Source organism: Dehalococcoidales bacterium (assembly GCA_041656115.1).
In the GTDB taxonomy this organism is placed as follows: domain Bacteria; phylum Chloroflexota; class Dehalococcoidia; order Dehalococcoidales; family UBA5627; genus UBA5627.
On record JBBAED010000004.1, the window covers coordinates 1 to 17,149 of the forward strand.

General features: G+C 46.1%; 14 protein-coding genes and 4 tRNA genes. 11 read left to right on the plus strand and 7 right to left on the minus strand.

Going from position 1 to position 17,149, the window contains the following annotated elements; all coding sequences use genetic code 11:
* From WC958_03300 to purH, 3 genes are all read left to right on the plus strand, one after another.
* On the plus strand, positions 1-552 hold a 552-nt coding region (locus WC958_03300), incomplete at its 5' end, for a phosphoribosyltransferase family protein (protein MFA5629267.1).
* A gap of 147 nt (positions 553-699) precedes the next feature.
* Positions 700-1,707 (plus strand): phosphoribosylformylglycinamidine cyclo-ligase, encoded by a 1,008-nt coding sequence (gene purM, locus WC958_03305; protein MFA5629268.1) that lies wholly within the window; start codon positions 700-702, stop codon positions 1,705-1,707.
* Positions 1,708-1,733: 26 nt separating this feature from the next.
* Entirely contained in the window at positions 1,734-3,278 is a 1,545-nt protein-coding gene (purH, locus tag WC958_03310; GenBank protein ID MFA5629269.1) for a bifunctional phosphoribosylaminoimidazolecarboxamide formyltransferase/IMP cyclohydrolase, read from the plus strand.
* A 1,672-nt stretch (positions 3,279-4,950) separates the two neighbouring features.
* Here the strand turns inward: purH and tilS are convergent.
* The 5 genes from tilS to WC958_03335 are packed head-to-tail and all read right to left on the minus strand — an operon-like array spanning position 4,951 to position 10,136.
* Positions 4,951-6,378 (minus strand): tRNA lysidine(34) synthetase TilS, encoded by a 1,428-nt coding sequence (tilS, locus tag WC958_03315; protein ID MFA5629270.1) that lies wholly within the window; start codon positions 6,376-6,378, stop codon positions 4,951-4,953.
* 28 nt (positions 6,379-6,406) lie between these two features.
* Positions 6,407-7,048, minus strand: a complete 642-nt coding sequence (locus tag WC958_03320) for a histidine phosphatase family protein (protein MFA5629271.1) — start codon at positions 7,046-7,048, stop codon at positions 6,407-6,409.
* 6 nt (positions 7,049-7,054) lie between these two features.
* A complete protein-coding gene (locus tag WC958_03325) occupies positions 7,055-8,224 on the minus strand; it encodes a M48 family metallopeptidase (GenBank protein MFA5629272.1) in 1,170 nt (389 codons plus the stop codon).
* A 3-nt stretch (positions 8,225-8,227) separates the two neighbouring features.
* On the minus strand, positions 8,228-8,872 hold the full coding sequence (locus tag WC958_03330; protein ID MFA5629273.1) for a TIGR03936 family radical SAM-associated protein: 645 nt from the start codon (positions 8,870-8,872) through the stop codon (positions 8,228-8,230).
* The gene (locus WC958_03335) at positions 8,847-10,136 is read right to left on the minus strand and encodes a hemolysin family protein (protein ID MFA5629274.1); all 1,290 of its coding nucleotides are present in this window, start codon (positions 10,134-10,136) and stop codon (positions 8,847-8,849) included. Before WC958_03335 ends, WC958_03330 begins: the two co-directional genes overlap by 26 nt.
* 168 nt (positions 10,137-10,304) lie before the next feature.
* Here WC958_03335 and tsaD point away from each other — a divergent pair, with 168 nt between their 5' ends.
* The 3 genes from tsaD (at position 10,305) to groL (ending at position 13,444) form a co-directional block, all read left to right on the plus strand.
* Positions 10,305-11,288, plus strand: a complete 984-nt coding sequence (gene tsaD, locus WC958_03340; GenBank protein MFA5629275.1) for a tRNA (adenosine(37)-N6)-threonylcarbamoyltransferase complex transferase subunit TsaD — start codon at positions 10,305-10,307, stop codon at positions 11,286-11,288.
* A 164-nt stretch (positions 11,289-11,452) separates the two neighbouring features.
* Entirely contained in the window at positions 11,453-11,746 is a 294-nt protein-coding gene (gene groES / locus WC958_03345; GenBank protein MFA5629276.1) for a co-chaperone GroES, read from the plus strand.
* 66 nt (positions 11,747-11,812) lie between these two features.
* Entirely contained in the window at positions 11,813-13,444 is a 1,632-nt protein-coding gene (groL, locus tag WC958_03350) for a chaperonin GroEL (protein MFA5629277.1), read from the plus strand.
* Positions 13,445-13,587: 143 nt separating this feature from the next.
* Here groL and WC958_03355 read toward each other — a convergent pair whose 3' ends face one another.
* Positions 13,588-14,853, minus strand: coding sequence for a pitrilysin family protein (locus WC958_03355; protein ID MFA5629278.1), 1,266 nt, complete (start codon positions 14,851-14,853; stop codon positions 13,588-13,590).
* Positions 14,854-15,110: 257 nt separating this feature from the next.
* On the opposite strand from WC958_03355, the gene WC958_03360 reads away from it, so the two are divergent.
* From WC958_03360 to WC958_03380, 5 genes are all read left to right on the plus strand, one after another.
* Positions 15,111-15,434, plus strand: coding sequence for a hypothetical protein (locus WC958_03360; GenBank protein MFA5629279.1), 324 nt, complete (start codon positions 15,111-15,113; stop codon positions 15,432-15,434).
* A 111-nt stretch (positions 15,435-15,545) separates the two neighbouring features.
* Positions 15,546-15,622: transfer RNA gene (locus tag WC958_03365), tRNA-Trp, on the plus strand.
* Position 15,623: 1 nt separating this feature from the next.
* Positions 15,624-15,709 (plus strand) — tRNA-Leu (locus WC958_03370).
* A 9-nt stretch (positions 15,710-15,718) separates the two neighbouring features.
* Positions 15,719-15,793: transfer RNA gene (locus tag WC958_03375), tRNA-Gly, on the plus strand.
* Between the two features lie 7 nt (positions 15,794-15,800).
* Positions 15,801-15,875: transfer RNA gene (locus WC958_03380), tRNA-Cys, on the plus strand.
* An 838-nt stretch (positions 15,876-16,713) separates the two neighbouring features.
* Here WC958_03380 and WC958_03385 read toward each other — a convergent pair.
* A complete protein-coding gene (locus tag WC958_03385) occupies positions 16,714-17,127 on the minus strand; it encodes a hypothetical protein (GenBank protein MFA5629280.1) in 414 nt (137 codons plus the stop codon).
* Positions 17,128-17,149: the final 22 nt, after the last annotated feature.

A 17,149-nucleotide genomic window follows, 5' to 3' on the forward strand; every position in this document is an offset into this window, starting at 1 on the left:
ACAGCTGCCGGTTTTGGATACGCCGCCAAATCGGGGATCCCACTGGCTGAAGGGTTAATCAAAAACCGCTATATGGGGCGCACATTTATTGCCCCCGACCAAAGAATCAGAGACCTCGGGGTAAAAACCAAGTTCAATCCGTTACAACCTGTTTTAGAAGGCAAGCGCGTCGTATTGGTTGACGATTCAATAGTGCGCGGAACAACAACACCGCAAGTAATTAAACTGCTTAGAAAAAGCGGCGTAAAAGAGATTCACATGCGTGTTTGTGCCCCGCCTATTCTTTTCCCGTGTTATCTCGGAGTTGATATGGCAACCAAATGGGAACTGATTGCCGCCCAAAAAAGCATTGACGAAATCAAAGATTATATCGGAGCCGATTCGCTGGGTTATCTAAGCCTCGACGGGCTTGTTAAGGCGACCGGTTTACCGAAGAAGGATTTTTGTTTGGCTTGCCTTACGGGAGATTACCCGGTGCCGGTACAACTCACCATGGATAAATTGGCAATGGAATTTGAATGCTCTCAAAAACACGAAACGGTAAAGGAATAATTTCCCCGCCGGCGCCTTATCAATCTCGTTTTGCCGCTCCGAATAATTGCAACAACCCCTTGCTAATGATATTATAAGCATTTGTTAAAATCCAAAATAAACCGGTATACAAGCAGGTGCCCTAAATAAACACAGGAGGCAAAGCAAATAAAGTACACATATGATGCCGCAGGTGTCAGCATCAACACCGCTGACAGTATAAAATCACTTATAAAACAGCATGCCAAATCAACGGCACGGCCGGAAGTCTTGGCGGGGCCGGGGCTTTTCGGTGGAATGTTTGAGTTTAAAGGTTACCAACAACCGGTTCTGGTTTCCAGCATTGACGGTGTCGGCACCAAATTGAAAATAGCGGAAGCTATGGACAGGCATGACACCATCGGTCAAGACCTTGTCAACCACTCCGTAAACGATATTTTAACTTGTGGCGCCGAACCTTTATTCTTCTTGGACTATATCGCCATGGGTAAATTGTCTCCTGACAAAATCGAGGCAGTTGTCAAGGGGTTGTCAATTGCTTGCCGCGAAAATAACTGTGCCCTTATCGGTGGGGAAACCGCTGAAATGCCGGGATTATACGCCGAGGGCGATTACGACTTAGCCGGCTGCATTATCGGTGTTGTTGAAAAAGAAAATATTATTAACGGAACCTCAATAACAGCGGGAGATATCGCTTTGGGAGTGGCATCCAACGGATTACACACTAACGGATATTCACTGGCACGCAAAATATTGGGCGATACGCCGGAAGCAGTCCGCAAATTCTATCCCGAGATGGGGAAAACCGTTGGGGAAGCGCTATTGGAACCCCATATTTGTTATTTGAAACCGCTTAAATCATCATTAACACTAATTAAAGGAATGGCACATATTACCGGCGGCGGAATCCCGGGCAACGTTCCCAGAATACTGCCGGACGGCCTAACCGCCAGATTTGACAGCAGTAAATGGAAAGTCCCCTACATTTTCAAACTGATTCAAGAAAAGGGTGAAATTGACACCAAAGAAATGTACCGCGTCTTTAATATGGGGGTCGGGATGATCTTATTCTGTTCGCCCGACAATGTCGCCAAAATAACCGAACAAGTACCCGGCATCCAAGTCATCGGAGATGTAATAAAACAGACAGGAAGCAACCGAGTTATCATAGAATAAACCTGAAACCAGGAGGGATTGCCAAAATGAGAGCCATTATAAGCGTATCCGATAAAACCGGTGTCGCCGATTTTGTAAAAGAGCTACCCGCTTTAGGGTTTGAAGTTTTCTCCACCGGGGGAACTCAAAAATCTTTAATCGAAGCCGGGGTTCCTGTCAAAGGGGTTTCAGATATTACCGGATTTCCCGAGATACTTGACGGGCGCGTCAAAACATTGCATCCTTCTGTTCACGGCGGGCTTCTTGCCAAACGCAACTTGGATTCGCATATGGCGGAGTTAAAAGATAATAACATCCAACCCATTGACATGGTGGTGGTAAACCTTTACCCGTTTGTCCAGACTGTTGCTAAAGACGGCGTTACACTGGATACCGCTTTGGAGAATATCGATATCGGCGGACCGACTATGATACGCGCCGCCGCCAAAAATTTCCCAGGGGTTATTGTTATTGTCGATCCGACGGACTATCCGTTAATACTTGAGAAATTAAAAAAAGGCGAAGTTGATATGGCGGAAAGGCAAAGGTTGGCGCAAAAGGCTTTCCAGCATGTTGCCGTATACGATACAGCCATAGCGCAATACTTAAGGCAAGGTGTTGACAGTTTCCCCGAGGATATGACAATCGCTTTAAAAAAACGCTACGATTTAAGATACGGCGAAAACCCGCATCAAAAAGCGGCGTTCTATTCCGAAAGTGTCCCCGGCAAAAAACAGGATACCGGTATTACTTGGGCTCAAGTGCTCTGGGGCAAGGAACTTTCTTTTAACAATATATTGGATGCCGATGCCGCTTGGAATACCGTTACCGACTTTTCCGAACCGACCGTTTGTATCGTAAAACATACCAATCCCTGCGGGCTTGCCAGCAATTCCAATATTGTCGAAGCCTACAAAAATGCCTTTGCCGGCGATACGGTTTCCGCATTCGGAGGCATTGTGGCCTGCAACCGCAAGATTACTTTAGCTATGGCCGAGGCTATGAAGGAAGTCTTTTATGAGATTGTTATTGCGCCGGAATACGACGACGAAGCACTTACCCTTTTAAAACAGAAAAAGAACCTGCGTATTCTTGTTCCGGAGCTGGCTGCCGATTACAGCAGTAATCCTATTGGCTACACGGACTATCGCCGCGTTAAAGGCGGAATGTTAGTTCAAAGCTCCGATACACTGGCTGAGAGCGCTTTAGAGTTAAAAACAGTAACCAAAAGAGCGCCTACCGCGGAGGAACTTCAAGACTTAAAATTTGCATGGAGAGCGGTCAAGCATATTAAATCCAACGCTATCGTTTTTGCCAAAAACGGGATGATGCTCGGAATGGGTTCGGGGCAGCCTAATCGTGTTTTTAGTGTCAATATTGCCGCTGAAAAAGCCGGAGAAGAAGCTAAAGGGGCGGTAATGGCCTCGGATGCGATGTTCCCGTTCCCCGATAGCGTTGAACAGGCAGCCACAGCGGGAATTACTGCCATCATTCACCCGGGCGGTTCGATAAGGGATAACGAATCGATAGAAGCCGCCGATAAATACGGGATTGCTATGGTGTTTACCGGTGTAAGGCATTTCTTACACTGATTCGCCAGTTGTCAATAGGTGGCAAGGCATTCTAACCCCCTCCGATTTTAAGAGGGGGTTTTCTTTTGTCCGAATTAGGTTAATTAGAATGACAGTAACAGTAGAAACGCCTTTGCGAGGAGCGAGCCTTCGGCGAGTGACGTGGCAATCTCCTACTGATTTATATGAGATTGCTTCGCTGCGCTCGCAAAGACAAGGGGGTTCCAGCCGTTCGTGGTGAGCCTGTCGAACCATAACGGCGGGCGGATAGCAACCCGTTCGTTGGACCCTTCGACAAGCTCAGGGCGAACGGGTCTTTTTTGTCATCCTGAACAAAGTGAAGGATATAAGAGGCCGTGAAATACATGCTATGAGGTGTCTTCGGCAATAAAGAAGGGGCAGCGTCAGGCGTGATTTGCTAACCGAACACTGTATTATTCGCCAACTCCTAGATTCTTCTACAAGCTCAGAATGACAAGTTAATAAACGCCTTTGCGAGGAGCGAGCCTTTGGCGAACGACGCGGCAATCTCCAACAAATGGAATGCCTCTTTGATTTATTAGGGATTGCTTCGCCTTCCCTGCGGGAATGGTCTCGCAAAGACAAGGTGAATTGCTTAGCTGCGCTCGCAAAGACAGTACTTCTAAGCCGTTCGTGGTGAGCCTGTCGAACCATAACGGCGGACGAATAGTAATCCCTGTCTACTCCCGTTCGTTGGACCCTTCGACAAGCTCAGGGCGAACGGGTAGCTTGTCATCCTGCTTTTCCCTTTTGTCATCCTGAACGCAGTGAAGGATCTAAGAGGCCGAGAAATTTAGACAATTAGGTTACCTCAGAATCACGAAAGAGGCATAGCTCTACCGTAGGAAGAGCAGCCGGACACTGCGCTATTCGCCAACTCTTAGATTCTTCGGCGAGCTCAGACCCTTCGACAGGCTCAGGGTGCTCGGAATTTGGATTGTCTTTGCGAGGAAGGAGCCTTTAGGCGATTGACGTGGCAATCTCTAATGAATTTAATCTATATGAGATTCTTCGCTTCGCTCTGAAAGACAGAGGAGGATTGCTTCGCTACTCTCGCAAAGACAGGGTAATTCTCAGCCGTTCGTGGTGAGCCTGTCGAACCATAACGGCGGGCGGATAGTAATCCTTGTCTGCTCCTGTTCGTTGGACCCTTCGACAAACTCAGGGCTAATGGGCCTTTTTGTCATCCTGAATAAAATGAAGGATCTAAGAGGCCGTGAAATACAGGCTATGAGGTTAACTCGGAAACAAAAAAGAGGAATCGCTCTACCGTATAAGGAGCAACCGAACACTGCGCTATTCGCCAACTCCCAGATTCTTCGGCAGGCTCAGAATGACATTACCGTCTTTGCGAGGAATGAGCCGTCAGGCGAGTGACGTGGCAATCTCCTGCAAATGTAACGTCTTTTGATTTATTAGAGATTGCTTCGCTGCGCTCGCAAAGACAATATGGAATAACCGTTCGCTGAACCCTTCGACAGGCTCAGGGCGAACGAGTCTTTTTGTCATCCTGAACGCAGTGAAGGATCTAGGAGGATAGGAAATTTAGGCTATGAGGTTAACTCGGAAACAAGAAAGAGGCATCGTCCTATCGAAAAATCCATAACCGAACACTGCCCATCCGCCAACCCCCAGATTCTTCGGCAAGCTCAGAATGACAATAATATTGAAATCAAGATAATCTAAACTCAACCCTCAAGATACGCTTTGTTTTCTCGGTTACTTTGTACCTGTCATCAATACGATAACCGACAACCCAGATAATTTGTCCATAGGTAGGCAAGCCCTGTCCACGGCAGCAGACCAGCGGCACACGCTCTCGCCATGCCTGCGGGATTTTAAGGTCAATCATAAAGCGATTTAAACGCTTTGGGGTATCAAAACCAAGGGGTTGAAAACGGTCGCCCTCAATTCGGTTGCGTAAAGTCAGATTGCCTTCGCATTTATCCGCATCCAAAAAAGCAATAAATTGATTCGAATTATCTTCTTCGGTTATTTTATCGGTAATTGCGGTTGTAATGCTCCAACCGAGGCCTTCGGTGACACCGGGGACTTTTATATCGGGCTCGGAAGTTAACTCCGGGAAGGGGCAAAGGGCTTTAATGTCTTTGCCAAGCAGGTACCTGTCGTATTCTACCGCAAAAATAAGCCCGTAAGGCAGGTTGATATACTTGCCGGCCTGTTTCTTCAAAGCATCCATTATTTCTTCAATATGGCGCTCTTCGATATCTTTTAATGTTCCCGCCGAAATTTTAATCGCATTCCTAAGCAGTAAGCGTTTGAGGGCATTTGCCAGCCCGTCCAATCCGGCTTTACTGATTATAACAATACCGTTTTGTTCACTTACAATGGTTTCCCAAACTTTTTGCAGTTCGGAATCCAAAAATTCGATTTCATCGGCGGCAATTGCGGAAGTGCGTAACAAAGCCTCGATAATTTTCGGATTATATTGTTTCAACTCCGGAAAAAGCCGATGTCTGATACGATTACGCAGCGGCGATAACGACTTGTTGGTGCTGTCTTCGCGCGCCGCCAAGTTATGAGAAAGGCAATATGCCTCCGTTTCTTCGCGGCTGATTGATAACATCGGCCTGATTATGTCAAATTGCTTGCCGCACAACCTGCGGCGACTCTTTGCTTTTAGCCCCACCAACCCCCCGATACCTGTCCCTCGTATGATATTTAACATTACCGTTTCGGCATGATCGTTTAAGGTATGCCCGGTAACAATAGCATCAGCACTAATAGCGCTTGCCGTTTCGGCCAGGAAATCGTAACGCACCTCGCGCGCCGCTTCTTCCAATGATAATTTGTGTTTCTTTTGATAACTGTTGACATCAACCCTTGACATTGTAAAAGGTAATCCCAAACTGCTGGCAAGTTTGGCAACATAAGCCGCATCCGCTTCGGATTCCGCCCCACGCAGTTGGTGATCTAAATGGGCAATGTGCAAGGTGACCCCCAACACGTCCTTCAAGCTTAACATAATATGCAAGAGGCAAACCGAATCATGCCCGCCGGAAATCGCAAGGAGTAGACAATCACCCTTTGACACCAAACGGTTTTCAAGAATAAAATTGAGGACTTTTTCTGTGGGCATTAATTCTTGAGCACTCATAACGATTTAATTATAATGAGCGCGGATATGATGAGCAAGCCTTGCGCAGTTCGTTGGACATATATCCGGTATCGTTAAAAACCTGCAGCCAGAGTGCGCCCTCATCGATTGTAATAATACTGATACTGCCGGTATCCATCCGAAAACGGTTTATATTTTGCAGAGGGACATCTAAAACCTTACAGATGACGGAGAGAATCACAAAGTAATGGCTTACCAAAACAACGGTAGATTCATTGTAGCGCGCAGTGAGGTCTTCTATAAAATTCCAAACCCGTTCCTGCACCTCAGCCAGCGACTCACCGCCGGGAATTTTTACTGTTTCGTCTTCGTTAAAAAGATATTCGCTAAACCTTTTTCCAAGATCGGCGGATAAAACACCTTCGAGTTTTCCGGCTTCTATCTCACGAAGGTCCGGGACAACCTCAACACTAGTGTTATGTAAAATCGCAATTTCCTCTGCGGTAACCGCAGCACGCTGCAGAGGGCTGGAAAAAACGGCTTTAATTTTCTCTTGGGATAACATCTTGCCCAAGCCTTTGGCCTGCTGCTCTCCGATATTATTTAAGGGAACATCGCTGGAACCCCCTTGAACCCTTTTGACGCGGTTCCAATCCGTCTCTCCGTGCCTTACAAGCATAATTTTTAACATTCCATACTACTCCTTAACCTGTCGCTCTTCTCTATCTAAAATAAAACCCTTCGCATAGGATATACGTCTATGATACACGGGATGGTCGTTTAACAAAAATTCCACCCACAAAGGCGGAAGCGTTTCTCCGGGGTTTTGTTCGTTTAATTTGGTTATCATCGCAATAAATGCCTCGGGATTTCGGGTCAGCCTAAGCGCAAAATCATCTGCCGCAATTTCAAAGCTGCGCATTAGCGCATTCGAAAGCGGGGTAAAAATGATATTAACCGTAACAAAAACCAAAACAAAAAGCGGTAATATCGCCACATCTTCGATTCCGTCAAACCCCAAAGGGGTTGTCAATGCCTTGACAATAACAGCCGTTAACCAAAGGCAAGCAAAGATAACGACAGTCTGGAATAAAAACATTCCGGCAGTGTCGCGGTTTTTGATGTGTCCAAGCTCATGCGCAATAACCGCCTCAATTTCATCATCCGAATATTGTGTTAATAAGGTATCGCTAAGTAGAATACGCTTTCCTTTGCCGATACCGACCAAGGCGGCGTTGGCGGTAGTCTCTTTGTCGCTCAGCCCAACCCGGTAAACCCCTTTAATTGATACGCCCGCATTGGCGCTCAGCGTCAAAAAACGTTTTTTTAAATTTTTATCACTAATCGGCTCGGATTTAAAAAAGAGCGGGGTTAATACGCCCGGTAAAAGCAAATTAAGAATAATGCTAACAATCATCAAAAAGGCCCAGATTAAAAGCCACCATATTTCGGGATATAAAACAATCGCCAAATAGACAATCGCAACAAGCCCCACGGCTAAAACCGAGATTAAGATTATATTGCGGATATAAGATGACAGCCAGGCTCCGAAACCTTGCACGGATAAACCGTATCTCCGTGCCAATATAAAGTCTTTGTAAAAATCGAACGGAATTGATAAAAGCCAGAAAATACCGATAAGAATCAGCCCATTCACCAAAAGCGACGGCATCGGCGGTAATTGATAATAAAGAGGTAAACCCGTTAAAACGGAATTTACGATAAGACCCGCTAAAACAGCGGCAAACAATAAGCCCTTGAAAAAGGTGAGCAGGCGACCGGTACGGGCGAGGCGATTGGCCTGCACCTGTTTACCTGGCGGTATGACAACCCTTGACAGTTTTTCGGAGCTATCTCGGCTATCCAATTGTCAACTCGTTTTTAGTATTAATTTGGTTCGATGAATCGATAGGGGCAAATCAAAGCCCAAAGCCTTAACAACTTGCTCCGGCCTACCCGAACCGCGATTATCACAGGCTAATCTCATCGTAACCGTGGCAATTCCGTTATCGCAACCCTCAAGGGCAAGATCTTCAATCAGAACCCTAAGGTCATAAGATTTAACCCCCGTATCACGCTCATGTTGCCATGGGAACTGTTGCAAAGCAAGCATATTTGTCAATGCTTGTCTAAGGCGTTCAACTTCGTGTTTTACGTTGATTAAAACCGTATATTCGGCGGCAACCACTTGTGCTTGCAGTGACGGCAGTTTAATATCTACCTGAAAGGTATTTAATATCTCAAACCCAACTGGCATTTGCCTGTTTACCGCGGCGGTAAAATTATGCGGGGAAACGGTTTCCGAGATATAAACATCCATTAACTCGGCGTCGCCGGTAACCCCGGTTGCAAGCGGCGCCGCCAGTGCAATCCGCGGATGAGGATTAAATCCTTCGGAATAGGCGACAGGAATACCGGCACGCCTAAAGGCGCGTACCCACACCCTGATAATATCAAGGTGAGAGATATATTTAACCTCCGGCCCTCTCCTAAACCTTACCCTGAGTCGGCTCATCTTCTTGCTGCTTTTCTTTGGTTACCGTTATCTCTTCGATTTTATGACCCTTCATACGGGTAACCACTATTTTAAGATTTTCGTATTTAATTTGTCTGCCTTGCTTCGGGATACGGCCTAAAAGCTGTAATATAAACCCGGCAACGGTTTCATATTCACCCTCGGGCAGGAATAAACCCAATTTTTCGTTAGCTTCTTCAATGCGCATGGTCCCGTCAATTTGGAACGTGTTTTCATCAATCGATTCAAAATCTTTTTCCGCTGCGGTTAGTTCATCTCCCACCGGACCGACAATTTCTTCCATCAAACGGCTGAGCGATACGATTCCGGCGGTTCCACCGTACTCATCGACAATAATACTCATCCTGTAGTTTCTGTCACGCATCTCAACAAAAAGCTCGTCAATCGGTTTTGACTCGGGAACAAAATAGGCGGGGCGAATTAAATCGTCAATTAAGCTTTCAGGTGTAACAGTGCCTTTTGCCTGTGCCATCAGGACATCTTTAATGGAAAGAATGCCGACAATGTTATCCAAATTATCGACATAAACAGGAAAACGCGACATTGAGTTTTCGGCGTAAATAGCCAAAAATTCGGCAATCGTTTTACCTTTTTCGACACCGACCACTTCCAACCTGGGGACTAAAACATCGCTTACCGGATTATCACCGAATTCAAAAACAGCATGTAAAAGATTGGCTTCGTTTCCTTCTACCGTTCCTTCTTTATGTCCAACGGTAATCATCGTTTTAATCTCATCGGCGCTAATAAGTGTTGAAGGCACGGCTTTACCGCCAACAAGGCGTGATAAACCGGCAGCCAGCGAACTAAGCACAAAAACTACCGGATAAAAGAGCCAGCTTAACCATTCAACCGGGCGCGCAAACAATCTGGAAATCCTTTCCGGATATTGCTTGGCAAAGGTTTTCGGCGTCGTTTCCCCGAAAATCAGCAGTAAGATTGTCATCGATATAGTGGCAATAATAACGCCTTTATCCTGCCCCCAAGCATTGATTGCCAATGTGGTGGCAATTGCGGTGGCCAGGATATTAACCAGGTTATTCCCCAGCAGAATTGTGGATAAAAATCTTTCCGGCTTTTCCAATAATTTGGCTATTCTTTTGGCGCCGCTGACATTGGTTTCAACCATGTGTTGAAGCCGAAATCTTTCCAGTGATGTAAAGGCGGTTTCTGAACTTGAGAAAAAAGCGGATAAAATAAAACAAATCACAAGAAGCACTAAATACCATGCTTCAACTGTCATTTCTCCCTCACCTTATTTAACTCTCGTGCTTAACAAGCACACAATAATATATTCTGTTTCCAACGCTACTCTTTCAACGTATAACATCTCAATGATATCACCGTCAACAGGTAGTGTCAAAAATAGATGTTCTTAAATTATGCGGCCTTTATGATATAATGGCCTGTTATGAAAATATTGGGGATTGAATCGTCTTGCGATGAAACAGCGGCGGCCGTTGTTGCAAACGGAACCGACGTGCTTTCAAACGAAATTGCCTCACAGGTGGAAATTCATGCCCGCTACGGAGGGGTTGTTCCCGAAGTGGCTTCCAGGCAGCACATCCTTGCGGTTATTCCGGTTATCGATAAAGCACTAAAAGATGCTGCCGTAAGCTGGGAGGATTTAGACGGGATTGCCGTCACCGTCGGACCCGGGCTGGCAGGCTCGCTTTTGGTCGGTGCCAGTGTTGCCAAGGCCTTGTCAGCTGTCAAGGGGATACCGCTAATCGGCGTTAATCACCTTGAAGCTCATTTATATGCCAACTGGCTGGGAGAAAACAAGCCCGAATTCCCGCTGCTCTGTTTAATTGTGTCCGGCGGCCATAGTGATCTTATCCTTATGCGAGGGCATGGGGATTATACGGTATTAGGCAGAACGCGCGACGACGCCGCGGGCGAAGCCTTTGACAAAACCGCCCGAATACTTGGGTTGGGATACCCCGGAGGACCGGCGATTGACAAGGCTGCCGAAGGCGGAGATGCCAATATTGACCTGCCGCATTCCTGGATTAAAGGCACCAACGATTTCAGCTTCAGCGGCGTTAAAACATATTTACATAAACTTAATGAAGACGGAAAAGTCGATAAAGATAACATCGCCGATTTGGCCGCCAGTTTTCAAAAAGCCGTAGTGGACGTTTTGGTAGGGAAAACAATCGAAGCCGCTTTGCAAAACGACGCCAAACAGATACTGCTTTCCGGAGGAGTCGCTTCCAATCGAATGTTACGCCGTCGGATGAAAGAAGAATCACACATTCCGGTATTAATCCCTCAGCCGGTCTTTTGCACCGATAACGCCGCAATGGTCGCATCCTGCGGTTATTTTCGCCTTAAAGGCGGCAAAACCAGCGCTTTAGATGTTGATGTAATCCCCGGACTCAAGTTAATCTGAAACAAAAAGCCGTAATTTTGATTTGCCTCACACGCTTTCTTACGTTTAATTTCCTGCCAATTAAGGGTTGCAGAAAATTTTTATTTGTTTTATTATATGTAAGTTAGCAGTCTCTCTTTGGGATTGCTAATAGTTTTGAAAATTCAAAAGAAGGAGGAATACAAATGGCAATTGCATTGCAACCGTTAGCCGACCGAGTAGTCGTCAAACCGATTGAAAGAGAGGAGATGACCAAAGGGGGAATCGTCTTACCCGATACCGCCAAAGAAAGACCGATGGAAGGCGAAGTAATCGCTGCCGGACCCGGAAGAATGACCGATGACGGCCAGAGGATAGCCATGGATGTTAAGGTTGGTGATATCGTTGTTTACGCCAAATACGGCGGAACCGAACTGAAAATAGACGGGCAAGATTACATGATCTTGAACGAAAGCCAAATCTTAGCAAAAAAAGCTTAACCGGACGTTTACGGAATTAAGATAAGAAATATTTATTAAGTTAACATAGGAGATAAATAAAAAAATATGGCAAAGCAAATTATATTCGGAGAAGAGGCCAGGCACGCCTTAAAGAAAGGCATTGATTCGCTGGCCAACACAGTAAAGGTAACCCTTGGCCCCAAGGGCAGGCCGGTAGCCATCGAGAAAAAATGGGGAGCCCCTCTGGTCATAGATGACGGTGTCAATATTGCCAAAGAAATTGAACTTCCTGATCCTTTCGAAAATATGGGTGTACAAATGGTCAAAGAAGCTGCCAGCAAAACCAATGACGCTTGCGGCGACGGCACCACCACATCCACCATACTTGCAGCCGCAATTATTAACGAAGGCTTCAAAAATATCGCCGCCGGTGCCGAACCCTTGGCGATTAAAAGAGGCATCGAAAAAGCAACCGCAGCCGTTTTGGAAAACCTTACCAAAAATTCAACACCCGTTAAGGGCAAAGAACAAATTGTTCAGGTTGCAACAATTACCGCTAAAGATACCGAAATCGGTAATTTGATTGCCGATGTAATGGAAAAAGTCGGTAAAGACGGCGTAATCACTATCGAAGAATCCAAAGGCACCGCCTTTGAAACCGAAATCGTTGAAGGTATGCAGTTCGACAGAGGCTACCTCAGCGCTTACTTCGTAACCGATACCGCCAGAATGGAAGCCGTTCTGGAAGACCCGCATATTTTAATCACCGATAAAAAGATTACGGCGATTGCCGAAATCCTGCCCTCGTTGGAAAAGATTTTACAGGTTACCAAAAACCTGCTTATTATTGCCGAAGATATCGAAGGCGAGGCTTTAGCTACCTTGGTTTTGAACAAGCTGCGCGGTACATTAAACGTACTTGCCGTTAAAGCCCCCGGATTCGGCGACAGACGCAAGGCGATGTTACAGGATATCGCAACCCTTACCGGCGGCACACTGATTACCGAAGATATCGGCCGCAAATTAGATTCGGTTGAACCCGAAGACCTCGGCAGGGCGCGCCGTGTAACCTGTGACAAAGACCACACCACCATCGTTGAAGGTAAAGGCGAAGCCAAAGACATTCAGGATCGCATCAAACAGATTAAGGTTCAGATTGATGAAACCGATTCCGAATTTGATCGTGAAAAACTGCAGGAAAGAATGGCCAGATTGGCCGGCGGCGTTGCCGTTCTGAAAGTCGGTGCCGCAACCGAAACCGAAATGAAAGAAAAGAAACATCGTGTCGAAGACGCTCTGGCAGCTACCAAAGCAGCGGTTGAAGAGGGTATTCTCCCCGGCGGCGGCGTCAGCCTCTTGAATTCACTGGAAGCCTTAGAAAAAATGAACGTTGAAGGCGATGAAGCAACCGGTGTTAAAATCCTTAAGAAGGCCGTTGAAGAGCCGATTCGTTTAATTGCCAATAACGCCGGAAAAGACGGCGCCGTTATTGCCGATCAGGTTAAAAACAGCCCGGTCGGTGTCGGATACAACGCCGAAGCCGATAAATTCGGCAACATGGTTGAAATGGGTATTATTGACCCGACCAAAGTTGTCCGCTCGGCGATTACCAATGCTACCAGCATTGCCAACATGGTTCTGATAACCGAATCGCTGATTGCCGACATACCCGAAAAAGAAAAGCCCCAGATGGGCGGCGGTATGGACGGAATGGGCGGTATGGGCGGTATGTACTAGTTCCCGCATAAAAAACCGCACAAGGTATAGACAAACTAACAGGCGCGACGTTTCGATGTCGCGCCTGTTTTTATTCTTAGAAGATATGTTTGACTGCAAAATCTATCGCTTACCCATTGACAATACTGTCCGGGGCAAGCGTGTTAAAGCTGCAGTAATTTTTCCAAAGGTTCCTCTCGGCTGATAGGGCCCACAACCGCTAATTTCAGAAGGTCGGCGGCCATTAACTCGTTAGCAATTTGCCAAACATCTTCCGTGGTAACCGCATCTATTTGAGCCACCACATCGCTAACGCCAAGGATATTGTTACTTAAGATTTCCTGAGTCCCCAGCCAGCTTGCCATATTACGATTATCTTCCAGCCGCAAAAGAAGCCTGCCTTTGGCCATTTCCTTAGCCTTGGTAAGCTCCTCTTGTGAAACCTTGTTTTTCTTGAAATCGGCCATTTGATCCGTAATAACCTCAATAGCAAGCGGTAACTTTTGCGGCTCAACCCCGGCATAGACAACCAAAGACCCCGTATCGGATAAATGCTCGGCGTAACTGGCAATGGTATATGCCAATCCGCGCTTGTCGCGAACCTCGTTAAAAAGACGGCTGCTCATACCGCCGCCGAGAATAATATTTAAAATATCCAAATGGTAGCGTTTGCGGTCAAATCTGGATAAGCCGGGCAATGCCAGGCACAGGTGTGCCTGTTCTATTTTCCTTTTCTCAATCTTTACCGCCTCACAGTCCTTAAACTTATAGCTTTTAAACTTGTGAGAATGGTCTTTTTTATTCCATCCGCCCAGGCATCCCTTAACCGCCTCAACCGCCTCATCGTGCCCGATGTTACCGGCAATCGATACAACCGAGTTGGACGGCAGGTAACTTAAGCGCATATATTCCAAAATGTCTTCGCGCGATATTGCCGCTACCGTTTTCTTGGTTCCGGCGACATCACGTGCCAGAGGGCTTCCGTACCACAGGGATTTGTCAATCAGCCGGTTAACCTTTTGGTCGGGGGCATCATTGGTCATTTTGATTTCTTCAAAAATAATTTGGCGTTCTTTTTCAATATCCGCCGGGTCAAGTTTCGCATTAAGCAGCATATCGGAAAGAACATCTAAGGCAACATCAAAGTGAGCGAAAGGAACTTTGTTCCAATATACGGTCATCTCTTTATCCGTTCCGCCGTTCAAAACACCGCCCACGCCTTCAATCGCCTCTGAAATCATTCTTGTTTCGGGGCGTTTGGCGGTTCCTCTAAAAAGCATATGTTCAATAAAATGCGAAATTCCGCCAACCTTTTCTTTTTCATAACGTGAACCCACACCGGTAAAAATACAAACGGAAACCGAATGAGACTGCGGCATATTTTCCGTAATTATTCTTAATCCGTTATCCAATACTGTTTTTTGATACAAAATGCCGCCTCCTTTTTTATTTGAGGCCATTTTATCACCGATTGGCTCAAAAGTACCAATTAAAAAGATAAAAAGACAAGAGTGCAATGGGCGGGTTAAATCCGACGCGATAATTAAATTTCGGATTAAAATCTATTGACAACGGAAGGCAACAGGACTAATATCGATAAGGACAAATTGTTAAAAATAGGCTGCGGTGCCAACGGGATTTGTCCGGATAAAATTGCAAAAATAATACTTAAAAAGGGGTGAGCGGAATGCCAACTGGTAAAAGAAAGGGCGTAGCCATGATGATTGGTGCAATGGCAATTCTTGCAATTGCGCTACTGGTCTTTACAACACTCAACACTTGGGGCGAATGGATTGCAAGTTACCTCAACAACATATCCATGGATGGCTTGCCGCCGGAAACCCAAGCGGCAGCCGGTGCAATGTTTGGGGCTTTAAAACTCTCGCTTGGAGGAATGATGGCACAGGTTGGCGGGTACATGAAAGTTGTCGATAATTTTGTGGGAATTCTTTTAACTTTAGTTTCGATGGGATTATTTACCAACGGCTTTATCACCGTAAAGGAAAATTAATCCCGAATAAGTATCAAAAAAAGGAGCTGTCTCAAAGTTCTCGATTGGTTATTTTTGTCTTTGACAAAAATACCGCTCCCGTAGTATCATATTGCTGCTAGATGGGGCCTTAGGAGTGTAGCTCAGTCCGGTAGAGCAACGGTCTCCAAAACCGTCGGTCAGGGGTTCGAATCCTCTCACTCCTGCCATGCCGAGATGGTGGAATGGCAGACACGCTAGCTTGAGGGGCTAGTGAGCGCAAGCTTGTGAGAGTTCAAATCTCTCTCTCGGCACCAAATGGAAATGCGGAAGTAGTTCAGCGGTAGAATGCCTCCTTGCCAAGGAGGAGGTCGCGAGTTCGAATCTCGTCTTCCGCTCCATCTAAACGGCGACGTAGCCAAGTGGTAAGGCAGGGGTCTGCAAAACCCCCATTCAGCGGTTCAAATCCGCTCGTCGCCTCCACTGGCTTACCCTAAAGTTTTGCTCTTACTTTTCTCTTGTAGATTTTTTGATTGCCTTGCTGCCTTTAAAGCCCTTCCGCCCAAACTCAATGTCCGTTTCTTTTACATAACACTTTCAAATAGTTTGATAGTTTATGACGTTACCCTTGCAACTCTGAGCGCCCTCTTTTTGTTATTCCGCGCCCCCCTCTGTCGTTCTGAGCGTAAGCGAAGAATCTAGGGGCTAGCGGATAGTGCAGCGTTCGGTTACGGGTTTTACGTTAGAGCGATTCCTCTTTCATGATTCTGAGGCAACCTCATAGTCCAAATTCCCCGTCCTCCTAGATCCTTCATTTCATTCAGGATGACAAACCACTCGTTCGCCCTGAGCCTGTCGAAGGGTCCAACGAACGGGTGGTCTAAGGGTTACTATTCGTCTGCCGTTATGGTTCGACAAGCTCACCACGAACGGCTGGGGGGCCCTCCTTTTGTCATTCTGAGCGTAAGCGGAGAATCTAGGAGTTGGCGGATAGCGCACCGTTCGGTAACGGATTTTATGGTAGGACGATGCCTCTTTCCTATTGCCAAAGATACCTAATAGCCTGTATCTCTCATCCTCTTAGATCCTTCATTTCATTCAGGATGACAAAAATAGTAACGTCTTTGCGAGGAGCGAGCCGTTAAGCGAGCGACGCGGCAATCTCTAAGGAATTTAATTTATATTAGATTGCTTCGCTGCGCTCGCAAAGACAAAAAGAGAGTGCTCTGAAAGACAAGAGAGAACAAGAAATCTATTTGATGAACAACACCTGGCAAAATCAATATTGACAGGAATATCCGAGGATTGCAGTAAACTTTTTTTACTTAGCGGAATCTTTTTTTAAGTTAAATCCGATTGTACTTAAAATCGGTGCGCTCAAAATAATAAATGCCCACAACAAATCTGTGTAATTGTTTAAACCCAAAGGTTCCGCCAGTGCAAAAGGCAGCACCCCGCCTACAACCGCCCCGATTAACCCGAACAACAACGAGCCTTCATAACGTAACTTCTTTTTAAAAAAAAGAATACCGATAAAAACACCGAGGGGATATCCGAAAGCAAGCCCCAGCACAGCACCTATCAGCCCGCCCCAACCGTCACCACCTTGCAGCAATAACGCCATCAGAAAGGCCGCAAGAATACCGAAAACGAACCCCGCAAAAGAGGTTCCGATAATCATCGTTACATATTTTGACGTTTTTTGCATGTCGTAAAAATTAAAAAGTTGAATCATAACCCGTAAGGTTGTAAAATAT